Source organism: Oerskovia enterophila (genome assembly GCF_001692445.1).
Classification (GTDB): domain Bacteria; phylum Actinomycetota; class Actinomycetes; order Actinomycetales; family Cellulomonadaceae; genus Oerskovia; species Oerskovia enterophila.
This window is the reverse complement of record NZ_MAQA01000033.1, coordinates 1-23,026: the sequence shown is the minus strand read 5'-3', so window position 1 is coordinate 23,026 and position 23,026 is coordinate 1. Positions and strand designations below refer to the sequence as shown.

Annotated in this window: 16 protein-coding genes; 3 read left to right on the top strand and 13 right to left on the bottom strand. The window is 73.2% G+C overall.

Annotated elements, in window-relative coordinates; all coding sequences use genetic code 11:
• Positions 1 to 173: 173 nt before the first annotated feature.
• From OERS_RS13490 to OERS_RS13450, 9 genes are all read right to left on the bottom strand, one after another.
• Positions 174 to 1,580: an alkaline phosphatase family protein gene (locus OERS_RS13490; protein WP_068626173.1), complete on the bottom strand. Its 1,407-nt coding sequence runs from the start codon at positions 1,578 to 1,580 to the stop codon at positions 174 to 176.
• Positions 1,577 to 2,857, bottom strand: a complete 1,281-nt coding sequence (gene eboE / locus OERS_RS13485) for a metabolite traffic protein EboE (RefSeq protein WP_068626171.1) — start codon at positions 2,855 to 2,857, stop codon at positions 1,577 to 1,579. Before eboE ends, OERS_RS13490 begins: the two co-directional genes overlap by 4 nt.
• Entirely contained in the window at positions 2,857 to 3,735 is an 879-nt protein-coding gene (locus tag OERS_RS13480; protein WP_068626170.1) for a TatD family hydrolase, read from the bottom strand. The genes eboE and OERS_RS13480 overlap by 1 nt, the downstream gene beginning before the upstream one ends.
• Complete coding sequence (locus tag OERS_RS13475) at positions 3,735 to 4,529, bottom strand: EboA domain-containing protein (RefSeq protein ID WP_068626169.1); 795 nt, start codon at positions 4,527 to 4,529, stop codon at positions 3,735 to 3,737. Before OERS_RS13475 ends, OERS_RS13480 begins: the two co-directional genes overlap by 1 nt.
• Complete coding sequence (locus OERS_RS13470) at positions 4,526 to 5,482, bottom strand: sugar phosphate isomerase/epimerase family protein (protein WP_068626168.1); 957 nt, start codon at positions 5,480 to 5,482, stop codon at positions 4,526 to 4,528. Before OERS_RS13470 ends, OERS_RS13475 begins: the two co-directional genes overlap by 4 nt.
• Positions 5,479 to 6,525, bottom strand: coding sequence for an SCO3242 family prenyltransferase (locus tag OERS_RS13465; protein ID WP_068626166.1), 1,047 nt, complete (start codon positions 6,523 to 6,525; stop codon positions 5,479 to 5,481). Before OERS_RS13465 ends, OERS_RS13470 begins: the two co-directional genes overlap by 4 nt.
• Positions 6,522 to 7,742: an inositol-3-phosphate synthase gene (locus tag OERS_RS13460; protein ID WP_082849239.1), complete on the bottom strand. Its 1,221-nt coding sequence runs from the start codon at positions 7,740 to 7,742 to the stop codon at positions 6,522 to 6,524. The genes OERS_RS13465 and OERS_RS13460 overlap by 4 nt, the downstream gene beginning before the upstream one ends.
• Positions 7,743 to 8,055: 313 nt before the next feature.
• On the bottom strand, positions 8,056 to 9,540 hold the full coding sequence (locus OERS_RS21565) for a hypothetical protein (RefSeq protein ID WP_068626164.1): 1,485 nt from the start codon (positions 9,538 to 9,540) through the stop codon (positions 8,056 to 8,058).
• A 56-nt stretch (positions 9,541 to 9,596) separates the two neighbouring features.
• Positions 9,597 to 10,193, bottom strand: a complete 597-nt coding sequence (locus tag OERS_RS13450; protein ID WP_322788300.1) for an RNA polymerase sigma factor — start codon at positions 10,191 to 10,193, stop codon at positions 9,597 to 9,599.
• A gap of 175 nt (positions 10,194 to 10,368) precedes the next feature.
• Between OERS_RS13450 and OERS_RS13445 the strand changes: the two genes are divergently transcribed.
• Positions 10,369 to 12,207, top strand: a complete 1,839-nt coding sequence (locus OERS_RS13445) for a DUF4012 domain-containing protein (RefSeq protein ID WP_068626162.1) — start codon at positions 10,369 to 10,371, stop codon at positions 12,205 to 12,207.
• A gap of 183 nt (positions 12,208 to 12,390) precedes the next feature.
• On the top strand, positions 12,391 to 13,107 hold the full coding sequence (locus tag OERS_RS13440) for a hypothetical protein (protein WP_068626160.1): 717 nt from the start codon (positions 12,391 to 12,393) through the stop codon (positions 13,105 to 13,107).
• 79 nt (positions 13,108 to 13,186) lie between these two features.
• On the opposite strand, the gene OERS_RS13435 is transcribed toward OERS_RS13440, so the two are convergent.
• From OERS_RS13435 to OERS_RS13420, 4 genes are all read right to left on the bottom strand, one after another.
• Entirely contained in the window at positions 13,187 to 13,897 is a 711-nt protein-coding gene (locus tag OERS_RS13435) for a hypothetical protein (RefSeq protein ID WP_068626158.1), read from the bottom strand.
• A gap of 237 nt (positions 13,898 to 14,134) precedes the next feature.
• Positions 14,135 to 16,765, bottom strand: a complete 2,631-nt coding sequence (locus OERS_RS13430) for a glycosyl hydrolase family 18 protein (protein ID WP_211268484.1) — start codon at positions 16,763 to 16,765, stop codon at positions 14,135 to 14,137.
• A gap of 265 nt (positions 16,766 to 17,030) precedes the next feature.
• Complete coding sequence (locus OERS_RS22265; protein ID WP_068626156.1) at positions 17,031 to 18,983, bottom strand: glycosyl hydrolase family 18 protein; 1,953 nt, start codon at positions 18,981 to 18,983, stop codon at positions 17,031 to 17,033.
• 186 nt (positions 18,984 to 19,169) lie between these two features.
• The gene (locus OERS_RS13420) at positions 19,170 to 22,199 is read right to left on the bottom strand and encodes a helix-turn-helix transcriptional regulator (protein WP_139107839.1); all 3,030 of its coding nucleotides are present in this window, start codon (positions 22,197 to 22,199) and stop codon (positions 19,170 to 19,172) included.
• 461 nt (positions 22,200 to 22,660) lie between these two features.
• Between OERS_RS13420 and OERS_RS13415 the strand changes: the two genes are divergently transcribed.
• Positions 22,661 to 22,954, top strand: coding sequence for a hypothetical protein (locus OERS_RS13415; RefSeq protein WP_068626153.1), 294 nt, complete (start codon positions 22,661 to 22,663; stop codon positions 22,952 to 22,954).
• Positions 22,955 to 23,026 lie beyond the last annotated feature (72 nt).

Genomic DNA, 23,026 nt, shown 5'->3' with positions numbered 1-23,026 from the left:
TCACGCCGACCCTGATCCCCGGAGCAGCGTGCATGACGAAGGGCGCGACCCACGGGTCGCGCCCTTCTGGCGTCCCCGGGTCCAGAAGACACCGAGGGACCGTTCAGGACGAGCGTGGCCCCATGTTCACGCTCGTCCTGACAGCTCTGTGCCCACCAGGGGGCGACGGGCCCCTACACCTTGACGCCCAGGTTCTGCATCTCGAGCACGAGCCCCTTGATCGCCGCGGCGGGCACCTGTCCCCCGCGCTCGACCAGCGCCGCGACCGACGCCGGGATCTCGGCCTCCGAGCACAGGATGAGCGGGGTGTCGGCCGCCGAGTCGGGCAGCCGACCGTGCGTGCCACGCACGTAGGACGCGTCGAGCGGCACGGTGCTCATGGCGTAGCGCAGCCCGACCTTCTTCTTGACGAGGTTGAGCCCCGCCTTGGCCTTGGCCAGGGGGTCGGCGGGGTCGAAGAACAGCTCGGCCGGGTCGTAGCCCGGCTTGCGGTGGATGTCGACGCCGCGTGCGTACTCGGGCGCGCGGGCGTCGTCGAGCCAGAAGTAGTAGGTGAACCAGGCGCCCGGCTCGGCGACGACCACGAGATCGCCCGAGCGCGCATGGTCGAGCCCGTAGCGGGCCTGCGCCTCGCGGTCGAGGACCTCGTCGACGCCGGGCACGGCCCGCAGCAGGTCGGCGACGCGCGCGAGGCGCGAGGGGTCGTCGACGTAGACGTGCGCGACCTGGTGGTCGGCGACCGCGAACGCCTTGGATGTCCACGGGTCGAGCTGCTCCTTGCCGTCCTGGACGTAGACCTCGAGCAGGCCCTCGCGGCGCAGGATGCGGTTGAGGTGCACGGGCCGGTTCGCCTCGGCGATGCCGTACTCGGAGACCACGACGACCGCGATCCCGTTGTTGGCCGCGTCGTCGAGCAGCGGGGCTAGGACCGTGTCGAGCTCGGCGGCCGCGGCGTCGGCCTCGGGAGAGTCGGGGCCGAACCGCTGCAGGTCGTAGTCGAGGTGCGGCACGTAGGCCATGGTCAGCTCGGGCGAGTGCGTGCGCAGGACGTGGCGGGTCGCGTCGACGATCCAGGCCGAGGACGCGATCGCGGCGGTCGGGCCCCAGTAGGTGAACAGGGGGAACTCGCCGAAGCGGCCCGTGAGCTCGTCGTGCAGCGCGGGCGGGCGGATGTACGCGTCGGGCGACTTGCGCCCGTCGGCGTGGTAGATCGGCCGAGGGGTCACGGTCACGTCGGTCGTGGCGCCCATGGCGTACCACCAGCAGACGTTCGCGGTCCGGTGGTCGGGGTTCGAGCGGCGCGCGGCCTCCCAGATCTTCTCGCCCTCGACGAGCTTGTTGTGCTGGCGCCACAGGAACACCTCGCCGAGCTCGCGGAAGTACCAGCCGTTGCCCACGGCCCCGTGCTGGGCGGGCGCGAGGCCCGTCATCATGGTCGCCTGCACGCTGCACGTGACCGCGGGCAGCACGGTCGCGAGCTGGGTCTGCCAGCCGCCCGCGGCCATCTGGCGCAGGCGGGGCATGTGGGCGAGGGCCTTCTCGGTGAGCCCGACGACGTCGAGCAGCAGCACGGGCTTCATGCGGGGACTCCTGAGGGTGCGGGGATGGTCACGGTCTCCACGGGGCCGGGGGCAGCACCGGGGGTGAGCAGATGGTCGGTGGCCCAGCGCAGCTCGGCGGCGATACCGCCCACGAGCGGCTCGACCGACCCGGCAGAACCGAACGCCGGCGAGTCGGGCGGCAGCACGGCCCACGTGTAGGTCTCGACGTCGAGGTGCGCCTCGTCGCCGTGGGGCGCTGCGCGCACGGCCTCGACGGCCTCGCGCAGCACGTCGGTCGTCGCGGTCAGGGGTGCGGCGGGCTCGTGGTGCAGGGGCACGTGGAAGTGCACGCGCCAGGGGCCGTCCCCCGGCAGCCCGGGCAGCGCGTCACCGTCGCCCAGCGCGTCGGGCAGGTCGTCGACGGGCAGGACGTCGCCGCTCGGGGCGAGCTCGCGCACCTGGTGGATGTAGCGCTTCTCGACGAACTGCCCGACGGCGGCACGCGCCTCGGGTGCCGACGGCTCGGCCACGTGGAGCGCGGCCGAGGCCTGCACCTTGACCACGCGCAGCCCGGCCCCCGTGATCCGCGCGACGGCCGCGGCCGGGTCGGCGAACGAGACCGCGAGGTGGCACGTGTCGAGGCAGACCCCGACGAACGCGGGGTCGATGCCCCCGACACGCCCCGGGCGCTCCGCCTCGGCCTCGCCCGCCCCGCCGGTACGTGCCTCGAGCCAGGTCACGACGTCCTCGACCGTGTCGAGCACGCAGCCGGGCTCGGGCTCGACCGCGACGCGCACGACCTTGCCCGTGCGGGCCGCGAGGTCGCGCAGCCCGTCCGAGAGCTCCTCGAACGCCCGGGTCGCGATCGCGTCCTGCGCGGGCGACCAGGGCTCCCCGCCCGGCTCGCGCCACGCGAGCGGGAGCGTCGAGATGGACCCGTCCACGCCGTCGGGCAGGAGGGCCGCGAGGACCTCGGCGCACTCGAGCGTGTAGGCGAGCCGCTCGGCGTCGGCCCACGTGGGCGAGTAGACCGCGAGCTTGACGACGTCGTCGTGGAACCCGCCGTAGGGGAACGCGTTGAGCGTGTGCACCTGCAGCCCGTGCTCGTCGAGCGCGGCCCGCAGCCGGGCCATGTCGTCGGCCGCGCGCGGCGAGGCCGAGAGCCGGTGCGCGAGCGAGGCGGGCAGCCACAGCCCGACCCCGAGCACGTCGAGCCCTGCGGCCTCGCGCACGGGCCCGGCGTACCGGGCGAGCTGCTCGACCACCCCGTCGAGGTCCTCGGCGGGGTGGACGTTGGTGCAGTAGGACAGCAGCATCAGACCCGTGCCCCGCGCAGCACCGAGCTGCCCTCGAAGCTCGCGCTCGCCGCGGGCGCCTCGCCCTCGACGAACCCGGGCACGGGGTCGAGCAGCAGGTTGCCGGACTGGCCGTAGAACTCGACGGGGTTGCGCCACAGGACCTTGTCGACCTCGTCGTCGGTGAACCCGGCCGCGAGCATGGCGCGCCCGGTCTTGAGCGTCTTGAGGGGGTCGGAGCGCCCCCAGTCGGCGGCCGAGTTCACCAGGACCCGATCGGTGCCGTGCTCGAGCAGGATCGAGACCATGCGGTGCTCGTCCATCTTGGTGTCGGGGTAGACCGAGAAGCCCATCCATGCCCCGGCGTCCTTGACGAGCGCGACGTTGGTCTCGTTGAGGTGGTCGACCACGACCATCCCGGGGGCGATCCCCGACTCGCGCACCACGTCGAGCGTGCGGTGGGTCCCGACGAGCTTGTCGCGGTGCGGGGTATGGACCATGACGGGGAGGGCCGCGTCGATCGCCATGGCGAGCTGACGCGTGAACGCCTCGTCCTCGGCGGGGGTCATGGAGTCGTAGCCGACCTCGCCGACCGCGACCACGCCGTCCTTGTCGAGGTAGCGCGGGATCTCGTCGAGCACCTCGGTGCAGCGCGGGTCGTTCGCCTCCTTGGGGTTGAGGGCGATCGTCGCGTGGTGGCGGATCCCGAACTGCGTGGCCCGGAACCGCTCCCAGCCGAGCAGCGCGTCGAAGTAGTCGACGAACGACCCGACGGTCGTGCGGGGCTGGCCGAGCCAGAACGCGGGCTCGACGACGGCGCGCACGCCCGCGGCGTACATGACCTCGTAGTCGTCGGTCGTGCGCGAGGTCATGTGGATGTGGGGGTCGAAGATGCGCATCAGGCGTCCTTGCTGTGGTTCGCGTGAGAAGTCGTGGGCACGGTGGGCAGGGTGGGGGCGCCGGTCCTGTCGGGCGCCTCGGGTGCGATGCGGGCGACGTCGTCGGGCACGACGCGCCCCGCGGCCCGACGCTCGGCTGCGAAGTCGCGGGCCATGCGCGCGAGCTCGTCGTCCGCGCGCTCGTCGAGCGCGGCGACCGCGTCGAGGCTCACGCCCATGAAGACGAGCTTGAGGACCGCGTGGCGCCAGGCGTGGTCGTCGAGGTGCGCGGCCGCGAACGGCCCGACCGCGGCGGCCACGAGGCTCTGGTCGTTGGCGCGCAGGGCGTCGGCCGCGAGCGCCGTCCCGGCGCAGACCACGGCGGGCGCCAGGGCGCCGTCGGGCTGCCCGGCCAGCGTGAGGGCGTCGAGCCCGCGCAGCACGCCGCGCCGCTCGGGTGTGTCCCCGCGCTGGTAGGTCTCGGTCAGGCGTGCCGCGAGCGACTCGCCGTCGGCGGGCAGGGCGTCCGCGAGCGCCACGACCAGGCGGGCGCGCGCGGCGTCGTCGAGCGTCCCGTGCAGGACCCCGGCGGGGTCCAGGTCGGGGTCGAGGGACGTGCGTCCCACGGCCCGCCCGGCCCGTGCCAGGTGCCCGACGGCGGAGCCCGGGTCCGCGGCGATCTCGCCGCAGGCCGTGGCCAGCCAGGCGGCCTGCTCGTCGGTGAGCAGGCCCACGAGGGCGTCGGGGTGACCGGCTGCGGGCGGGCCCGCCGTCGCTGTGGCGCCCGGTGCGGCGGTCAGGTCGGGGGTGGTCATCGGAGTGCCTCCTGGGGTGCGGATGCGGTGGTCGTCGGAGAGGTCTGGTCGGTCGCGCTCCACGCGGCCCAGGCCTCGGTCATCGCGGTCATGCTGCGGTGCGCGAGCCCGGGGGCGTCGTACGAGTGGCGGGGCAGCTCGACGGCTGCGACGCCCGTGTAGCCGATCTCGCCGAGCGTGCCGAGGGCGAGCGACAGGTCGAGCTCTCCGTCCCCGAACGGCAGGTGCTCGTGCGCGGTGTGCCGCATGTCGTCGACCTGCACGTTGAGCAGGTGCGGCGCCGCGGCGAGCAGCGCGCCGCGCACGCCGTCGGGCTCGACGACCACGCAGTGCCCCAGGTCCACCGTGACGCCCAGCTCGGCGGGCGACCCGACGTCCTCGCGCAGCCGCAGGGCGTCCCCCACGGTCTCGACGAGCATCCCGGGCTCGGGCTCGAGCGCGATCCGGACCCCGTGCTCGCGGGCGTGGGCCACGACGCGCGGCACCCGGGCGAGCAGGCGCTCCCAGCCTGCCTCCGCCGTCGTTCCTGCGGGCAGGACCCCCGAGAAGAACGACACGCACTCGGCGCGCAGGCCCGCCGCGACCTCGACCGCACGGCACAGGAAGCGGACCCGGACGTCCGCGAGGTCCTCGTCGGGATCGAGGAACGTCGGGTGGTGCTTGCGGAACGGGTCGAGCAGGAAGCGCGTGCCCGTCTCGACGACCACGCGCATGCCCAGGTCGTCGAGACGCTCGCGCAGCCGCGCGACCTGCACGTCTGCGTCGTCCGCGAACGGGTCCAGGTGCGGGTGCCCGAGCGTCAGCGCCACGGCACCGTAGCCCTCGTGCGCGAGCACGTCGAGCGTGACGTCGAGCGGGTGGTCGGTGAAGCCGTTGGTGCCGTACCCGAGGGTGAACGGTGGTGCGCCGGGGCTGGTGGAGCGGCTGGTCGAGGGGCTGGTCGAGGGGCTCATGACTCGCTCAGCCCCGGGTTCGGGCTCGTGCTGCGCCGGCTCCTGGCGCGCAGCGCGCGACCCACGACCTCGACCGCGGCGAGGACCGCGACCGAGCCCAGGCTCCCGCCCCGCGCGGCGAGCGCCGCCTGGAGCGGCACCATCGAGCGGATGCCCGCCTTGGTCGCCGCGAACGCGTTCGCGGCGTCGGGCGCGCCGACCGCCTGCGCCTGCTGCGGCAGGCACGAGGCCGCGTAGACCCCGGCCGACGCGAGCGCGGCGAGCGCCGGGACGACGGCGCGTGCGCGCCGCCCCGCACCGGACCGCCCGAGGGCGGGCTCCGCCGTCGGGCGTGCCGAGCCACCCACCGGGGCGAGGGCTGCGGCCGAGGCGAGGTCCGCCGTCGGGCCGGAGCGCAGCGACCGCAGCGCGCCGACCGCCACGGCGCCCGCGACCCCGACCGTCCCCGCGGCCACGGCGGCCGCGACGGGCGGCGTCGTGCCGTGGACCTCGCCGCGCGAGAGGACCGTCACGCCCGCGGTGTGCACCGTGAGCGCGGCCGCGGCCGGGAGCGCGGCGCGGACCCTCCCGGCGCCCGCCCCCATGAGGACGTCGAGGCCGCGGCAGGCAGCCATGACGACCGGACCGGACGCGTGGTTCTTCGCCACCAGGTCGTACGTCCACACGCTCGCCGCCAGCGGGAGCGCGAGGACGAACGACCGTCGTCCTCCCCCGGCCGCCGCGAGCGTCAGGCCCGCGGCCGTGAGGCCCGTCGCGACGCCGAGCGCCTGGGCCGGCGAGACGCGCCCCGAGGGCAGCGGGCGCTCGGGGCGCTCGACCGCGTCGAGCTCGCGGTCCGCGTAGTCGTTGAGCGCCATGCCGCCCGCGTACAGGCAGGCCGAGGACAGCGGCAGCAGCGCGAGCCGCCACGCCCGCACGTCCCCGGCACGCACCGTGCGTGCCGAGCCCAGCCGCCCACCCGCGGCCGCCCCGGCCAGGGTGTCCCCCACCACGGACAGGACCGCAGGAGCACGGACCAGGTCGAGGTAGTCGCGCAGCGTCACGGCTCGTCGACCCCTGCCTGAACTGCGTCCGCCTGCGCGCTCGTCCGGTGCGCCCACACGCCCAGCACGCGGGACTGCTCGGCGAACGAGTGCACGTCCGAGCCCCACGGGTCCTTGAAGAAGAAGCCCATCTCCGGCACGGGACCGGACAGGCCCGCAGCGTCGGCGAGCGCCAGGAGACGCGCCAGGTCCAGGACGAGGGGCGCCGCGAGCATCGAGTCGTACGCGCTCCACGTCGTCTGGAGCGTCAGGCGCGAGCCCAGGAAGCCCTCGATGTGGATGTGGTCCCACGCGACCTTGATGTCGCCGAGGTCCGGGACGTTGTCGATGTGCAGCGGGGTGACCGTGCTGCCCGTCAGGTCCTGCAGGCCCCGGTTCTTCGACACGAGCTTGCTCTGGACAGCGTGCGGGTCCGCGAGCGTCGCGCCGTCGCCACCGCCCAGCAGGTTCGAGCCTGCCCAGGACAGGACCCGCAGGCCGCGGGCCGTGATGGCCGGTGCCAGGACCGAGCGCAGCCACGTCTGCCCGGTCTTGCCGTCCTGACCCGCGAACGGCACGCCACGCTCGGCCGCGAGCGCGTGCAGCGCGGGCAGGTTCATGCTCGCCGAGGGCGTGAAGCCCGCGTAGGGGGCTCCCGCGAGGAGCGCCGCGTACGCGTTGACCGAGCTCGCGGGCAGGACCTCGCGCTCGGGGTCCTCCAGGGCCGCGCGCAGCAGGTCCAGGTCCTCGAGCTCGGGGGCCGGGGCCGGGAGCGGCTCGGTCGAGGCGAGGTCGACGACCACGACGCGGGCCAGGCCGTGGCGCTCGCGGAAGTCGACGATGTCGGCTGCGAGCGCCTCGGCCGCAGCGGCCTGGGAGCCCGAGCGGTGGGCCGCGTCGTAGCCGGGGCGGATGTCCGCGTCGACCGCGTCGAGCTGGGGACGCACCGCCTCGAGGAGGCGGTAGGGGATCATGCCGGCCTCGACGAGCTGCTCGGCCTTCTTGCCGAGGGGCGTGTCGCTGATGTCGTGGCCACCCACCACGAGGTCCGCGAAGGCCGGCAGGGCGACGTCGTCGAGCGGGGCCTGCGCGGTGACGCAGCCGGTGGGGGCGGAGAGCCCCGAGGCGATCGCTGCCAGGCCGAGGGTCGCGGTCGTGGCGACCGACCCGCGGGCCCCGACGAACCAGATGCCGGTGCGGCCGTGGTTCCACGTCGACTGGTGGGCTGAAAGGTGCATCGTCGCTCCTGGTCCCGTCGACCCCGGGGACCGGGGTCGATGTGGCGAGCCGAGGGCCTCGTCGCCCCCGACGGGCCTGCGAGCCCGGCGGTGGGCGCACTCTCGCTGCTGCGCGACGTGCTCCTGCTGTCCGGGCCGAGGCCGTGGCCTGACCCTAACCCCCCTTTTGTCGATGGTCAATCAAAAGCCGGTGGGTTCTGCCGTGGAGTCTTGGAAATGGCGGCAAAAGAAAGGTGCCGGGAGCAACGCTCTCGCGTCACCCCCGGCACCCGGGTGCGTCACCCCCGGCGGTCAGGGCCGTCACCCCCGGCGGTCAGCCCACCGGCGCGAAGTCCAGCTCGTCGTCCGTCACCGCGACGACCGACCACGCGTTGCCCTCGGCGTCGCTCAGCTCGTACGACGGGACCAGCACCGCGCCGCCGTCGTTCTGGTAGTGCACGGCCCAGCCCAGGCGGGCCTCGGTGATCGTCACGTCGCTCACGGGCCAGGAGATCGCAGCCCCCTCGCCGGCCGTCGGGGGCACCGTCGGCTCGGCCGGCTCGACGGGCGCCACGGCCGAGTCCTCCCTCATGACGCCGATCTGCCCGCCCTGGGCGTACGCGATCATCCCGGAGCCCGCGAACCGCGGGTCGCCCAGGCGCTCGACCGCCGCGGTCGGGCTGACGACCGTGTAGTCGCCGATCGAGACCGTGGGAGCGAGCGACCCGTAGAGGGACGAGAGCCCGGCCCCCGAGTACGTGAGGTTCCACGCGAGCCCCGTGCGCTGCCCCTCGACGACCTGCGCCGCGGTCACCGACACGGCCCTGCCCTCCTCGTCGAACGAGTCGGTCGTGAGCTCGTAGCCCGCCGGGTCGACCCCGAGCGAGGTGAGGACGTCCCTCGCGGCCCCGATCGCCGCGTCGGCCGCGGGCGCCTTGCCCAGGTCCGCCTGGCCGCAGCCGGCCTGGGGATCGACCTGCATCTCCTCGGTGCTCGGCGAGCCCGACCCCACGGCCGGGTCCACGAGCACGCAGCCCCAGGGGTCCTTGGTCGGGTCGTTGAACGACACGCTCGCCTGACCGTCGGGCTGGAGCGTGACCCCGGGCCCGGTGCCGTCGTTCGCCCCGACGACCCACGCCCCGTACTCCTGGCGCGGCTCGCCCGTGACACCCAGCGCAGCGGCGACCCTGGCCGCGGACTCGGCCGAGAACACGCCGGCCGCGTCGAGGGCCCACGCGGGGGCCGAGCCGCCGTCCGTCCCGAGCCCCGACGCGGTGAAGACCGTGCGGCCACCGAACCCACCGAACCCGAGACCGCTCATCTTGCTGTCGGCCGCCATGCTCGACGCCGCACCCTGCTCGGTCGCGGGCGCCTGCAGGGTGATGGGTGCGTCCGCGGTCGAGGCCGTGGAGTCCGAGGTACCCGAACCCGCGCTCCCCAGGGCGTACCCGCCCACACCGAAGGCGAGCACCCCGGCGACCGCGGCAGCGGCCGTGAGCGGGAAGCGGCGCCGCCGCCGCGCGCGGTGCACAGCCAGCTCGTCGGGCAGGTCGGCGTCCGCCGTCGTGCCCCCCGCGTGCAGCGCGCCGCTGCCCGACGACGGCAGGTCCGTCCCGGCGCCCCCCGCCCGGGCCGCGGCCTCGCTCGCACCCGAGGCGCCGAACGTGCCGGACAGGTGCGCGCGGACCGTCTCGTCCTTGGCCGCGATGGCCCCCAGGTCAGGGGTCGCCGTCGCGGCCGGGTCGGCGCCACGCACGCGCTCGTACGCCTCGTCGCGGGGCTCGGGGGTCGGTCCAGGGGTGCGGTCGTCGGTGCTCATCGGGAGCCTCCAGCTCGTCGATCCGGGGGCCCGGATCCTCTACCCCGTCTGTGTCGTCAGCGCTCCGGGTCTTGCACCGGGCGAAGCGTCGGCATCGCCGTCCGGGCGCGGACCTGCGCGACCGGCACCTCGCCCGTGTCGCCTGCCCGGGCCTGCGCGGCCCAGGCCTCACGCAGGCGCGACCTGGCCCGCGACAGCGCCGCGTCGGCGCCGCCCCGACTCACCCCGAGGACCTCGGCGAGCTCGTCCCCGGAGACGCCGTCCCAGGCGTTGAGGAGCAGGATGCGCCGGTCACGGGGCGAGAGCACGCCGAGCACCCGACGGACGTGGTCGTCACCGAGAGCGAGCGACATCGGGTCGACGTCGTCGGGCTCCTCGGGGACGTCGGCCACGAGGACCGGGCGCATCTTGCGCCGGTGGTTCGCGAGGACGAACCCGGCCGTGCGGTAGAGCCACGGGAGCTCGGCGTCCTCGGGGAGGTCGGCCCGGCGACGCCACGCGGTCGCGAAGACCTCGGCCGTCAGGTCCTCGGCGTCCGGTCCGGCCCCGCCTCCCTGGGCGGGCAGGCGGCGACGGAAGTATCGGTACACCGCCGTCGTGTGCGCGGTGAACAGCGCCTCGAACCAGGCGTCGTCGCGGGGCGGGGGCGTCACAGGGGCTCCAGGTGGGATCGCCGGCATCATCACCCTCCCTGTGTCGCGGCGGAGCGACTCCTTGCACCACGACCGGCACGTGTCCCGCGCCTGCCACGTGCCTGCCACGTGCCTGCCACGTGCCTGCCACGTGCCTGCCACGTGCCTGCCACGATCATGCCTCTACCCTGGGGGCATGAGCGCCCCCGACGCCGCCGTCCCGACGCCGCAGCCCACCCACCGTCCGACGAAGCGCAAGGGGCGCACGGCCGGGTGGGTGATCCTCGCCCTGTTCCTCCTGCTCGTCGCGTTCCTCGTGTGCGCCGGCCTCCTGGCGCGCGACGCGCTCGCGGCTCGCTCCTCGCTCACCGAGGCGATCGAGAAGGTCCCGGCGGTCGAGGAGGCACTGCGTTCGGGGGACGGTGCCGCAGCAGAGGCCGCCCTCGCCGAGGTCCAGCCCCTCACCGCGGACGCCCGCAGCAGCACGGACGGTCCGCTGTGGTGGCTCGCAGAGCGCGCACCGTTCTTCGGCGCGGACGTCCGCGCCTTCTCGACCGCCGCCTGGGCGCTCGACGAGATCACCCAGGACGTGCTCCCGCCGCTCGCGGCCGCCGCGGCCACGGTGTCCGAGGGCGGCGTCCAGGTGAACGACGGCACGGTCGACCTCGCGCCGCTGACCGCGGCCGCTCCGCGGATCGAGTCCGCGGCGGGCACCATGTCCACGGTCGTGGACCGCGTCGACGCGCTCGACGTCGCCGACCTGCACGACGAGCTCGCCGGGCCCGTGGTCGACCTCCAGGACAAGGTCGGCACGCTCGACGGTCTCGTCACGACCGCGCACCGCACCACGACCCTCCTGCCCGCGATGCTCGGCGCCGAGGGGCCGCGGACCTACCTCGTCATGGCCCTCAACAGCGCCGAGCTCCGCTCGCCGGGCGGCATCCCGGGCGCGTTCGCCCTGATCGGCACCGAGAACGGGACCATCACGCTCGGCGGGCAGGCCTCGACCAGCGCCGTGGGCCCGTTCCCCGGGGGCATCCGTCCGCTGGCTCCGGCCGACGAGGAGCTCTTCGGCCCGAACATGGCTGTCTACGTCCAGGACACCGTCTTCACCCCCGACTTCCCGACAGCAGCGCCGCTGGCCGCAGCGATGTGGGAGGCCTCGCAGGGGCAGGCGGTCGACGGCATCCTCACGCTCGACCCCGTCGCCCTGTCCTACCTGCTCGAGGCGACCGGTCCGGTCGACGTCGCGGGGACCACCATCGACGCGGGCAACGCCGTCTCGACCCTCCTCTCGGACGCCTACGCAGAGCTCGAGCCCGGCGACGAGACGGACGCGTTCTTCGCGGCCGTCGCGTCGTCGGTCCTCTCGACGGCCCTGTCCGGCGGCACGGACGCCGGGAGCCTGCTCGACGCGGTCCGCCGTGCGGCCAGCGAGCACCGCGTCCTCGTCTGGTCGAGCCACGAGGACGAACAGGACCTTCTCAGCGACACCGTGATCTCCGGTGACATCTCGTCGTCCGATCGTGCAGCGGACAGCATCGGCATCTTCTTCAACGACGCGACCGCAGGAAAGATGGACTACTACCTCGACTCGACCGTCCAGCACGTGGCCAGCGAGTGCTCCGCTTCCGGACGTACGGACACCTTCCGCGTGGACCTCACGTCCGACGCCCCGGCAGACGCCGCGACCGACCTGCCCTGGTACGTGACCGGCGGGGGGATCTCCGGCACACCTCCGGGAAACATCCGGACCGATCTGTTCCTCTACCCACCGCGCGGGGGGCGCATCGTGAACACGGTCGCCGACGGGACACTGACCGGCAGCAAGGTCGTGGAGAGTCACGGCCGCGCCGTCGCGACGCTGCCGCGCGAGCTCTCTCCGGGACAGAGCACGAGCGTCACGTTCACGGTCACGAGCGACGGGACAGGTGGCACGAGCAGCTCGTCGGGCACCCGACAGATCGACCTCTGGTCGACCCCGACCATCCGCCAAGGAGGTCTCGCCACGATCGAGGTGCCGGTCTGCGGGTGACCGGCGGCGATGTCACGGCGAAGCAACAATTCCGCGAGGATTGATTTTCACCCGGACACCCGTCCATCTGCCGCCCGATAGTGGATACCCTGACAAGTCAGGGTCCATTGCCGGTACCAACGTGCACCAGAGCTTTGACCTTCCCTTTCATCGACCGCCACGAACAAGACTGGTGATGACGCCATGAGCACATCAAGGACCACACTCTGGGCGCGAGGACTCGTCGTCGCAGGGCTCGTGGGTGCGACGGCTCTCGTCGGCCCCGCGGCGAACGCTTCCGTCGAGACCCCCGACGCGACCCCGACCACCGGCGACTACGTCGAGACGACGCCACCCCCGACGATCGAGCTCACGGTTCTCCAGCCCGTGTGCGACGGCGACGTGCCTTATCTCGTGTACGACGTCGACGTGACGGGCACGCCGAACGAGACCGTCACCATCACGTGGCTCAACCCGACGGGCGAGAACGTCGTCCAGGCCGGGCTGCCCCTCTCCGGGCGTGTCCTGTGGCCCGGGGCTACCGTGAACTCCGCCGGCGAACCCACCGGATGGCCGGGCTGGGTGTTCGAGGACGGCGAATGGGTCGAGGGCGGCAGCTTCGGCTGGGTCCGCCCCACGGTCGACGTCCTGTTCCAGGTCAACCCTGAGACCACGGTCTCCGTGGCCTACCCGCCGTCCAGCCCGAACTGCAACACGAACCCGCCGGGCAAGACGACGCCTCCCCCGGGGACGACCGTCGACGGGAAGGTCACGACCGTGGCCAACGTCTCGGAGTCCCAGGGTGGCCTGGCGGAGACCGGTGCCACGGTCGGCAAGTTCGTCGGCATCGGCGCAGCCCTCCTGCTCGTCGGTGGCGGCCTCGTGCTCGTCGCCCGTCGCGGTCGCAAGGGCAACGCCTGACGAACCCCGCAGAGCACGAAGGCCCCCGGTGATCACCACCGGGGGCCTTCTTGCGTGCAACGACCAGGACTGGCCTCGGTTAGGCCGACGCGCTCGCCCAGGTGCCCGCGTAGAGGCGCGACTCGAGGCCCTCGAAGGCCCACCGGTCGGCGATCAGCGTGGGGCCGTTGGGCGACTCCGGGATGAACCACTGCAGCTGCTCGACCGTCATCTGCTCGGCGCCGGCCGCGTCGACGCAGCTGAGGTCGAAGCGCGTCAGCGTGCCCTTGGCGCCGTCGATCTCGACGTCGAGCGTGCTGGTCTCCTTCGACGCACCCACCTCGAGCTTGCCGGGGCCCGGGCAGAACGCCCCCTCGGGGACGTAGGCCTGCGTCGTGTCGACCTCACCGACCGCGTCGCCGCTGAGGACGTCGAAGCTCGGGCACGCCTCACCCTCGGGGCAGCCCCCAGCACGCACCTGGGTCAAGCCCTCCGAGGGCTGCACGACCGACCAGTAGTCGGCGGCGAAGAGCGCGAGCGGGCCCACGTCCACGGTGTTCGTGTGCTGGCCCTCGTGCTCGTCGTGGTTCTCGGCGGCAGCAGGACCAGAACCCGAGGGGTCCGTGTCCGCGGTCGCCTTGTCGGACGAGCCACCGGTGCAGGCCGACGCGAGGAGCCCTACCCCCAGGACGACCCCCGCGATCGGGACGAGGCGCGCACGGCCGGTGCGACGTCGTCGGGCGGGCTGGACAGCCGCCGCGACGGCGACCTCGGGTGCGGCCGGAAGAAGAATCGGCTGGAGCTTGTGCACGGGGGTACTGCCTCACTCATGTAGGTCGGCCCCGGCGCGACCCACTGGGGAGAGTCGCGCCGGGGCCTCGGACGATTTCACGCTACTGATGCCGGGCCGGGACGGAGATGAGGGAATCCCACATCCTTGCCGGCGGGGTACGGGGAAACCCGTACCCCGGTTGTCGACCCCGCGGTCGGACGGGCTGGTCAGAGTCCCTGCCCGACCGGCCGCGGGGTCGACGACGTGCTCAGGGGGTCAGCACGCGCCGCTGTCGGACCAGGCACCCCACTGCTGGGAGCCCGGAGCCTCGCCCTGGGTCCAGTACTTCGCCGTCCACGTGCGCCCGGAGTGGCTGACCACCTTGCCGCCCGTGTACGTCTCGGTCGCGGACCAGGCGGGCGCGAGGCACGTCCCCGTCCCGCCGGTCGAGCCACCCGTCGTACCACCGGTGGTGCCGCCGGTCGAACCACCCGTGGTGCCGCCGGTGGGCTCGACGACCGTGACGCCCCGCGGGTAGTCGTACGTCGTCGAGTACGACACGCCGCCGATCGTGACGATCACGTTGGAGAACTGCGCGATCGGCATGGTCCACTTCAGCTGGTTCGTGATGCTGCCGCCCGCGGGGATCCCGCCGAGGGGCACCGTGAACTGCGCGGTGTGGAAGTCGCCCTTGAGCCCGCCGACGTTCGGCCCCGTGTGCCCCTTCGTGACGGTCGCGGTCTTCATGCCGGACCAGTCGCTCATCTCGCCCGTGTCGGTCGTCCCGTACTGGAACGAGATGGTCGCCCCCGCCGGGATGTCGGTCTTCGACCTGTTGGTGAAGACGACCTTCGGGTTGATCGGGTAGTTGCTGTCCCCGAGCGCGAACTGCGTGTAGTCGATGCTCATGTCGATCGCCTGCTTCGGCATGACGCGGTCGGCGTTGGCCTTGGTGGCCCCGTAGGCGGTGGTGGCGCTCAGCTTCGAGTGCATGAGGTCGACCATGGTCTGGCCGATCTCGTACTGTCCCTTGGCCGAGTTGTAGCCGTAGTCGCCCGCGAGCTCCCAGATCATGATGCCGCCGAGGCCGGTGTCCGCGACGTAGTCGGCCTTCGCGCCGATGGCCTGCGTCGTGTCACCCGAGAGGAAGACCTTCTTGCTCGCGTTCCACCACCACTCGTTCTTGGTCACCGGGTCGAAGTGGTGCACGTACGAGCCCGTGACCGCCGTCGGGACCTTGTAGGAGGCCGCGTAGTCGCCCGCGATGCCCTTCTGGAGGTTGAGCGCGTGCCAGATCGGGTTCACGCCGGCCGGGACCGCGTTGCCCATGGGGTCGGAGTCGAACCAGAGGTTGTCGACGCCCTCGGCCCCGTAGCCGCACTTGCCGTTGGTGCCCGCCGGGCACGAGAACCCTGCCGGCGGGACCGCCTTGCCACCCATGCCGTCGACGCCGCCCTGGACGCCCTGGAAGCCACGGGTGTAGAAGCCGACGCCGAGGTTGACCCGGCCCGCGGGCATCGCGCCGCGGAAGTAGTGCGCGGCCCAGTCACCGTTGAGGTAGCCCATGCCCTGGTACGCCGTGTAGACGCCCGCGGCCGTGAGCTCGGGGTCCTTGCCGTCGTCGAACAGCGGCGAGTTGCCGCCGACGTGCTCGTTCCACGCACCGTGCAGGTCGTAGGACATGAGGTTGACGTAGTCGAGGTACTGGACGACCTGGTAGGCCTCCATGCCGCGCAGCAGCCATCCCGACGACGGCGTCGCGGTCGTCAGCATGTAGTACTCGCCGTCCTCGGCCCCCGCCTTGTCGAGCTTCTCGCGGAGCGTCTTGAGCAGGTTCACGTAGCCCTGGAAGTGCTGGCCGCGCTTGGCGTCCGAGAACGCGAAGTCGTCCGGGTTGCCGGCGCCCTTGTTGGACGTGGGGTACTCGTAGTCGATGTCGATGCCGTCGAACCCGTACTGACGGATGAACGCGACCGTCGAGTCCGCGAACGTGTCGATCTTCGCCTGGGACTCGGTCATGGTGTAAAAACCACCGGATGCGACGCGCTTGCCGTCGGCGTCGAAGTAGCCACCCGTCTCGGCCCAGCCGCCGACGGCGGGGATCACCTTGACGCCCGGGTTCGCCTTCTTGTACTTGGCGAGCAGGTTGAAGTGCCCCTGGTACGACAGGCTCGGGTCCATCTCCGCACCGGCGACGCCCGGCCATGTCATGCCCGTCGCCGGGTTGCCTGCTGCCTGAGCGTTGACCGAGATCTTGTTGTCCGCACCCACGTGGGCGAACGCGTAGTTGATGTGCGAGAGCTTGTTCCAGGGGATGTCGCTCGCGAGGTAGCGCGGCTGCCCGTTGGTGCCCGTGCGCCAGCTCGAGAAGTAGCCGATCACGCGGCGGTCGAGCCCGTTGGGGAGCTTCTCCCGGCCGTCGGCGTCGTAGACGTCGCAGTAGGGCACGTCGACGCCAGGGGTCTTGTACATGCCGTCGGGACGGCACGCCTCGTGGCCCGTCGCCGGGGTCACGGGGGGTGTGGTCGTCCCCGTGGGGTCCGGCGTGCCGGTCGGGTCGGGGGTGCCCGTCGGGTCCGGCGTACCGGTCGGGTCGGGGGTGCCCGTCGGGTCCGGCGTGCCGGTCGGGTCCGGCGTGCCGCACGCGCCCTGGGACTCCCAGGGGCTCGTCGTCTCGGTGCCCGGGACGTTGCCCTGCGTCCACCACTTCGCGCGGTAGTTCACGCCGCCGTACGACGCGGTCGCGGACCCGGTGTAGGTGGCTGTCGAGGACCACGCCGGCGCGCAGGCGGTGGCTGCCACCGAGGACGTGGCGGTGGCCGTGACGACCATCGTCGCGAGCAACGCTGCGGTCGTCGCGAGGGCCGCGCCGACCCGAGCGCGGTGCCCGGTGAGTTTCACGTGCATGAATCTGCCTTCGTTGTGCGGAGCGCGACACACGGTGTGCATGAAGCGCAGAGGGCCGCAGAGCTTCGCCCTGCGGGAGGCGGAGGGCCGAGCCCGGAGCCGGTCGAGCGCGAGGAGCTCTCCTTGCGCGACGGTCCCCGGGCCCGGCAGCGGAGGGACCGCTCCGTGGTGCCCACCGATGACGGAGCCTCGTCCGGCGTCGGTCCTCGGCGGGGGTAGAGGGTGAGCCGGGGGCGGGGCGGGGTTGCCCGCCCCCGGCTCGGCTTCAGCAGGCGCCGAGCGCCTGCCACGGGCCGTACTGCTCGGCTCCGGGGACGTTGTTCTGCGTCCACCACTTGGCCGTGTACTTCTGGCCCGCGTGAGAGACGGTCGCGCCGCCGGAGTAGGTCGCGGAGGCGGACCAGGCCGGGGCGGTGCACGTCCCCGTGCCCGTCGTGCCGCCGGTGCTACCTGTCGTCCCGCCGGTCGTGCCACCCGTCGGGTCGGTCGTGCCGCATGCGGCGACGAGCTCCCAGGGGCTTCCGGCCGTGCCGGGGGTCTCGTTCAGGGTCCACCACTTGGCCTTGTAGTTCTTGCCGCTGTGAGAGACCGTCGCGCCTCCGTTGTAAGGGCTGCTCGCGGACCAGGCCGGCGCGCACGCCGTCCCCGTCCCGCCGGTCGGGTCGGTCCCGGTCGGGTCGGTGCCCGTCGGGTCGGTGCCCGTCGGGTCGGTGCCCGTCGGGTCGGTGCCCGTCGGGTCGGTGCCCGTCGGGTCGGTGCCCGTCGGGTCACCACCGGTCGAGCCGCCCGTGACCGGTCCTGCCGGGGCTGCACGGAACTTCGTCGCGAGCCCCTTGAGCAGCGAGCCGTCCTGGTTGCCCGTGAGGTCCCACCACATGGCCCCGCCGAGCTTCTTGGTGGCGATGTAGTCGCCCTTCACACCGACGGACCTCGGGTCGTCGAAGCTCCACCACTGGTTGCCGTCGTAGCGCCAGGAGGCCACGGACACCGGGTCGAAGTACCCCGTACCGAGGTTCTTCAGCTTGTCGTAGTCCTCGTTGCCGGCCTCCCACGTGCCGGGCCCTGCGTCGGTCGCGACGCCCCAGGGCGCCGACGACGTCGCGCCCTTCCAGCCACGCCCGTACATCGCGAGGCCCACCGTGAGCTGCTTGGCCGGCACGCCGTTGTCGAGGTACGCCTTGACGGCCTTGTCGACGCTGTACCGCTTGTTCGCGGGGCGAGTGTCCGTCGGGTCGTCGTACAGGTTGCCCTGGTGGCCCGTGAGGGTCTTGTTCCAGGCGCCGTGCAGGTCGTAGCCCTGGATGTTCCCGAAGTCGAGGTACTGGTAGTTCTCCGGGTCGTTCCACCCGCCGGACGCGATGTCGTCGGGGTTGGCCGGGAGGAACGCGCTGAGCTGGTAGTGCTTGCCCGTCGTGGCGCCGTAGGCGTCGAGCTGGGTGCGGAACTCCTTGAGGAGCGCCTTGAAGTTCGCCTTGTCGCCCGCGACGTCGACGATGTTGCCGACCTCACCGTTGAGCGAGCCGGGCCACTCCCAGTCGATGTCGAAGCCGTCGAACACGCCTGCTGCCGCACCGGGGCCGCCGCGACCGTCGACGACGGGCAGGTTGCCCTTGAGGTACAGGTCGATGCACGAGGACACGAGCTTCTTGCGGCTCGCGTCGGTCGCGGCGGCCTTGGAGAAGTTCTTGGACCAGGTCCAGCCGCCGATCGAGAGCATGGCCTTGAGCTGCGGGTTCTTGGCCTTGAGCTGCTTGATCTGGTTGAACGAGCCGGCGAGCGGCTGGTCCCAGGCGTCGGCCACGCCTGCGACCGAGTTGGCCGCGGTGTAGCCCATGCCGTAGTCGGCCCACGCGTCGCCCGCGCCGTCGGACCCGTTGGGGCCGGTCCCCTGGGCCTTGTTGGCCTCGAAGCACGTGAGGGTCTGGTGGTGGATGTTGCCGAACGCGTAGTTGAGGTGCGTCAGGTCGGCGGCGGCGCCGGAGTCCTGGAGCTCCTTCATCTTGAAGTCACGCCCGTACACACCCCACTGGGTGAAGTACGCGACGTTGCGGTAGCCGTTGATCGCGCTGTCGCCCGAGGTGGCGGTCGTGGTGGCTGCGGGGAGGGGGGCGGCGGTCGCGGCGACGGTGCCGGCGACCAGGGACGCGGCGAGCATGGCCGTCGCGGTCAGTCCCGCGGCCACCTTCCTCGCGCGGCCTCGTGGGGATCTCAGTCGCATGTGTCTGCCTCACTGGGTGGGGGCTCTGTGCCCGGTGACCCCGGACGTCGTTGCCCAGGAACACCCCGACCCTAGGGAGCGCGCACGCCCTCGGGAATCAGCGTTTCCCACATTGTTCACCTCGCGTACATACACGAGGTCGCGTAGGTGTTCCCCCGTACGTACTGCCCGCGGACGTACGTACCCTCAGCGTCCGACGCGGTGCGCGAGCACCGCGAGCTCGACCCGTGAGCGCACCCCGAGCTTGCGGAAGACGCGTCCCAGGTGCACCTCGACCGTCCGGACGGAGAGATAGAGCTGGTCCGCCGCCTCACGGTTGGAGCCGCCCTGCACGACGAGGAGCGCGACGTCGAGCTCCCGCTCGGTCAGCTCGTCGGACCATCGCCCGCGCAGCTCGTCGAGCGCGTCGTCGGACACGTCGCTCTCGCGTGCGGCGAGCCGTGGCCTCCCCAGGCCCGACGACGTCGCTCCCGTCCCCGTCCCGGCTCCCCCGGGGGCGCCGGGACCGCCGGGCGGGGCCGCGGCGACCCGGGCGTCGGGCGTCGCGAGCCCGTCGTCGAGGAGCGCGAGGACCCGGCCCAGCTCCTCCTGCGCCTGCCGCGCCCACGCCCGGGCGCCCGACTGCGTGAGGAGCTCGACCGCCGAGAGCAGGTGCTCGTGCGCGGCAGGCAGGTCCCCCCACCGGGTGAGGGCGCGCCCCAGGCACAGCTCGGTGCGACCGTGCTCGAACGGTGACGCGATCCCGCGACCCGCCGACGCGACCGCGTCGCGCAGCACGACCGCGTCCTCCGAGCGCGCCAGGGCGATCTCCGCGCGGGCGAGCGTCGCGACCCGGTTCGCCGGGGAGAGGTCCTTGGCCTCGACCCTGCGCCGGGCCAGGGCGCGCTCGGCCGCGTCGGGCCGTCCCGCGAGCACCCACGCCTCGACGTCGTCCATGCCCGGCAGGTGCAGCATGTGCGCGCAGTCGCGTCGGTCGGTCTCCGCAGCGAGCTCGAGCAGGGTCGCCGCCTGGGTGTGGTGCCGCGCGAACGACGCCCCGATGGCCCGGTCGACCAGGAGGCCGAGCCGGACGGGGCGCGACGTCGGGCACGAGCACGTCTCCTCGAGCGCCGTCGCGAGCGTCCCGACGCTCCCGTGGACAGCCATGTCGAGGCGCCGTGCGACCGCGACCCCGGTCCCCGCGAACGGCAGACCGACCGGGAGCCGGAAGGCCGCCTCCTCGAGCTCGCGGCGCGCCTTGGTGATGTTCCCCGACCAGAAGTGGACCAGGACCTGAGCCAGACGCAGGTGCGCCTCGACGTACGGAGTCACGGCCCCGGACGGGGTGTCGAACCATCGGCCCCCGGAGTGCACCGGGGCGAGGTTCGCGACCGCGCTCGCGAGCGCCTGGCCCGCGACGTCGAGCGCGTCCTCGTCGGCGAGCGAGAAGGCGCGGCTGACCTGGGAGTAGGCCTCCTGCTCGGCGGTGAGGCCCGAGCCCGGAGCGCACGGCCCCTCGCCGCGCTCCCCGACCCCGTAGTTCGCGAGCCAGGCCCGGGTGATGTCCAGTCCCCCGACGCCCTGCGTGCAGCGCCGGGCCAGGCGCTTGGCCGCGTCGAACGCCTGGGCGGCCGCGACGCCGTCGCCACGCTCGGCGTGCAGCGTCGCGGCGCTCGTCAGCCCCCGCACGACGTCCCCGATCTCACAGCTCCCTGCGGCCTCGCGCGGGTTCCCGTCCCGGTCGACGCAGCACGTGCACGCGTCGTCGGTGTCGGCGAGTGCGAGGTAGGGCGCGATCACGTCGTCGGGCACCTGCCCCTGGACGTGCGTGAGCGCGACGACCAGCGGGCCGAGGATCCGGGCCGCGCTCACGGTCCCGTCGCAGCGGGCGGCCCGTCGCAGCCAGTCCGCGGCGTCGTGCACGTGCCCGGACTGGAGCGCCGCGGTGCCCGCGAGGACGTACGCCTCCCCGCGCTCGTGCCCCGTGGCCTGGCTGGCGGCCTCGCGCGCCACCTCGTGCGCCCAGACGACGTCACCCCGGTCGAGCAGCCGCTGCGCGAGGGACACCAGGCCGGGGACCAGCGCGGCGTCCCCCGCGAGGGTCGCGAGCGCCGTGTGCCAGGTCGCGATGTCCTGCTCGTCGACCGCGGTGTGGACCGTGGCCAGGCGCAGGTGCGCGGCGGTCTTGTCCGCGAGCCGGGCCTCGCCGTGCACGAGCGACCGGACGCGGGGGTCCGTGAACGCGAACCTCCCCGAGACCAGCGACAGGTGCCCCGAGAGGGGGCCGTCCAGGACCTCCTCGATGCTCAGGCCCGAGGCGGCGAGGAGGATGTCGGTGCGCTCGACGACCGCGACGGCCGCGACCAGCAGCGCCCGCAGCTCCTCGGGCGCGAGCTCGGCGAGCCGGTCGCCGAGCAGTCTGCGCACCGCGGGGACCGGCGGCAACGGGTCCGGCAGGATCGCGGTCCCCGCGAGCTGCTCGGCCGAGAGCGTCCGAGCGGTCTGCGAGATCGCGGCGGCGTTCCCCGCGAGGTGTCGCGACAGCCTCGCGGCGACGTGCGGGGCCACGGAGAGCCGCTCCTCGACGAGGAGGAGGTGCAGGGCCTCGGCCGGCCCGAGCGGCGCGAGCTCACGCACCTCGACGGGGTACGGCAGCGGGCGCTCGAACCCGCCCGGGACCGACGTCGCGAGCAGCACGAGCGAGGCACGCCGCTGGGCGACGAGCCCCACGATCACCGCCCGGCTGATCTCGTCGACGAGGTGGAGGTCGTCGGCGAGCAGCACGACGGTCCGGTCCGGGACCGCTTCCTCGAGGTACTCGGCGAGCGCGACGGCACCGACCTCCGGGAGATACCCGTACTCGGGGTCCGCGACGTCGAGCGGGCGCACCAGGCGGTCGGGGACGTCGTGCCCCGTCGCCTGGGCCAGCTGGGAGACGATCGACCGCACCGCTCCCCCCGAACGCTGCGGACCGACGCTCTGCGCGACCCGCAGCACGAGGGGCGGGTGGGGACCCGGCGCCTCGTGGAGCGCCTCGTGGACGAGCTCGAGCGTGGTGCTCGCTCCCATGCCGGGCTCGCCCGACCACACGAAGGCGCCGCGGCCGTCCGCGACGGCGGCCAACGCGAGATCGATCTCCGCCCTGCGCGAGGACAGCCGCTCCGGCCGGTGCTCGGTGGCCGCGCGGGACGTGCGTCCCTGCTCTGAGGTCAGGAAGTCTTGCTGGCTGGCTGGCATGTCAGACCCTCCCGTCCGGGGCAACGATGGCCGGACGACTCTCAGGAATGTTAACAACCCGACGTAAAGCCAGGCATCCTGTGCTGTTACCCGTGCGTATCCTCGACGGTTTCCCCTGTGGTGGCTTGCCGCCACCTGAGACGAGGTCTAGGGTGACCTCGTCCCTCCGTCCTGACTGCCGAAAGCTCGGTACCTCAGTACGTGCACGGAACCAGAAGCAGATGAGAAGGAGGTGAGAGCGATGCAGGACGGCAGCAGTCATAGATCCCCGCACTGCGCGTTCGCACCCCTTCGTCCTGCCCGCTGACCTTCGTCAGCCCTTCCGGCGGGCCCTCCGGGGCGGTCGCCAGTGCGCTCCGTGCACCGTTTCCCCCGCCGCTCCTCGACCCCGCGCTCCGGCGCGCCGTCGGGCCCGGCGTCCGGTCGGCACCGTCGAGAGCACGGCGCCGGGAAGGACCAGCATGTCGACGACGACCCACCTCAGCACCGCACGCCCCACCACGTTCAGCGGTCGCGTGCCGCACCCGCGCGCAGGACGCGGCGACCCCGCTCCCGCCCGGCCCAACCTGGAACGACAGTCGATCACCTTCACGATCGGTCTCTACCTGTTCATCTGCACGGCCCTGCTCGGGACCCACCTCGTGGCCTCCCGTGCGGACGCGGCTCCCGAGGCCCCGACCACCGCGGTGACCTCGACCACCGGACCCGGCGCGACGTCGTCGGGCCGCGGGACCGTGCAGGAGGTGACCCCGTGACCACCACGCCACCCACCCTGCTCGAGGCCCCCGGCACGCACGGGGCCCCGACCCTGTCCCTTATACACATCC

Coding starts and splice junctions, on each gene's coding strand:
- OERS_RS13490 (WP_068626173.1), bottom strand. CDS start 1,580: ATGAAGCCCGTGCTGCTGCTCGACGTCGTCGGGCTCACCGAGAAGGCC.
- eboE (WP_068626171.1), bottom strand. CDS start 2,857: ATGCTGCTGTCCTACTGCACCAACGTCCACCCCGCCGAGGACCTCGAC.
- OERS_RS13480 (WP_068626170.1), bottom strand. CDS start 3,735: ATGCGCATCTTCGACCCCCACATCCACATGACCTCGCGCACGACCGAC.
- OERS_RS13475 (WP_068626169.1), bottom strand. CDS start 4,529: ATGACCACCCCCGACCTGACCGCCGCACCGGGCGCCACAGCGACGGCG.
- OERS_RS13470 (WP_068626168.1), bottom strand. CDS start 5,482: ATGAGCCCCTCGACCAGCCCCTCGACCAGCCGCTCCACCAGCCCCGGC.
- OERS_RS13460 (WP_082849239.1), bottom strand. CDS start 7,742: ATGCACCTTTCAGCCCACCAGTCGACGTGGAACCACGGCCGCACCGGC.
- OERS_RS21565 (WP_068626164.1), bottom strand. CDS start 9,540: ATGAGCACCGACGACCGCACCCCTGGACCGACCCCCGAGCCCCGCGAC.
- OERS_RS13445 (WP_068626162.1), top strand. CDS start 10,369: ATGAGCGCCCCCGACGCCGCCGTCCCGACGCCGCAGCCCACCCACCGT.
- OERS_RS13440 (WP_068626160.1), top strand. CDS start 12,391: ATGAGCACATCAAGGACCACACTCTGGGCGCGAGGACTCGTCGTCGCA.
- OERS_RS13430 (WP_211268484.1), bottom strand. CDS start 16,765: ATGCACGTGAAACTCACCGGGCACCGCGCTCGGGTCGGCGCGGCCCTC.
- OERS_RS22265 (WP_068626156.1), bottom strand. CDS start 18,983: ATGCGACTGAGATCCCCACGAGGCCGCGCGAGGAAGGTGGCCGCGGGA.
- OERS_RS13420 (WP_139107839.1), bottom strand. CDS start 22,199: ATGCCAGCCAGCCAGCAAGACTTCCTGACCTCAGAGCAGGGACGCACG.
- OERS_RS13415 (WP_068626153.1), top strand. CDS start 22,661: ATGTCGACGACGACCCACCTCAGCACCGCACGCCCCACCACGTTCAGC.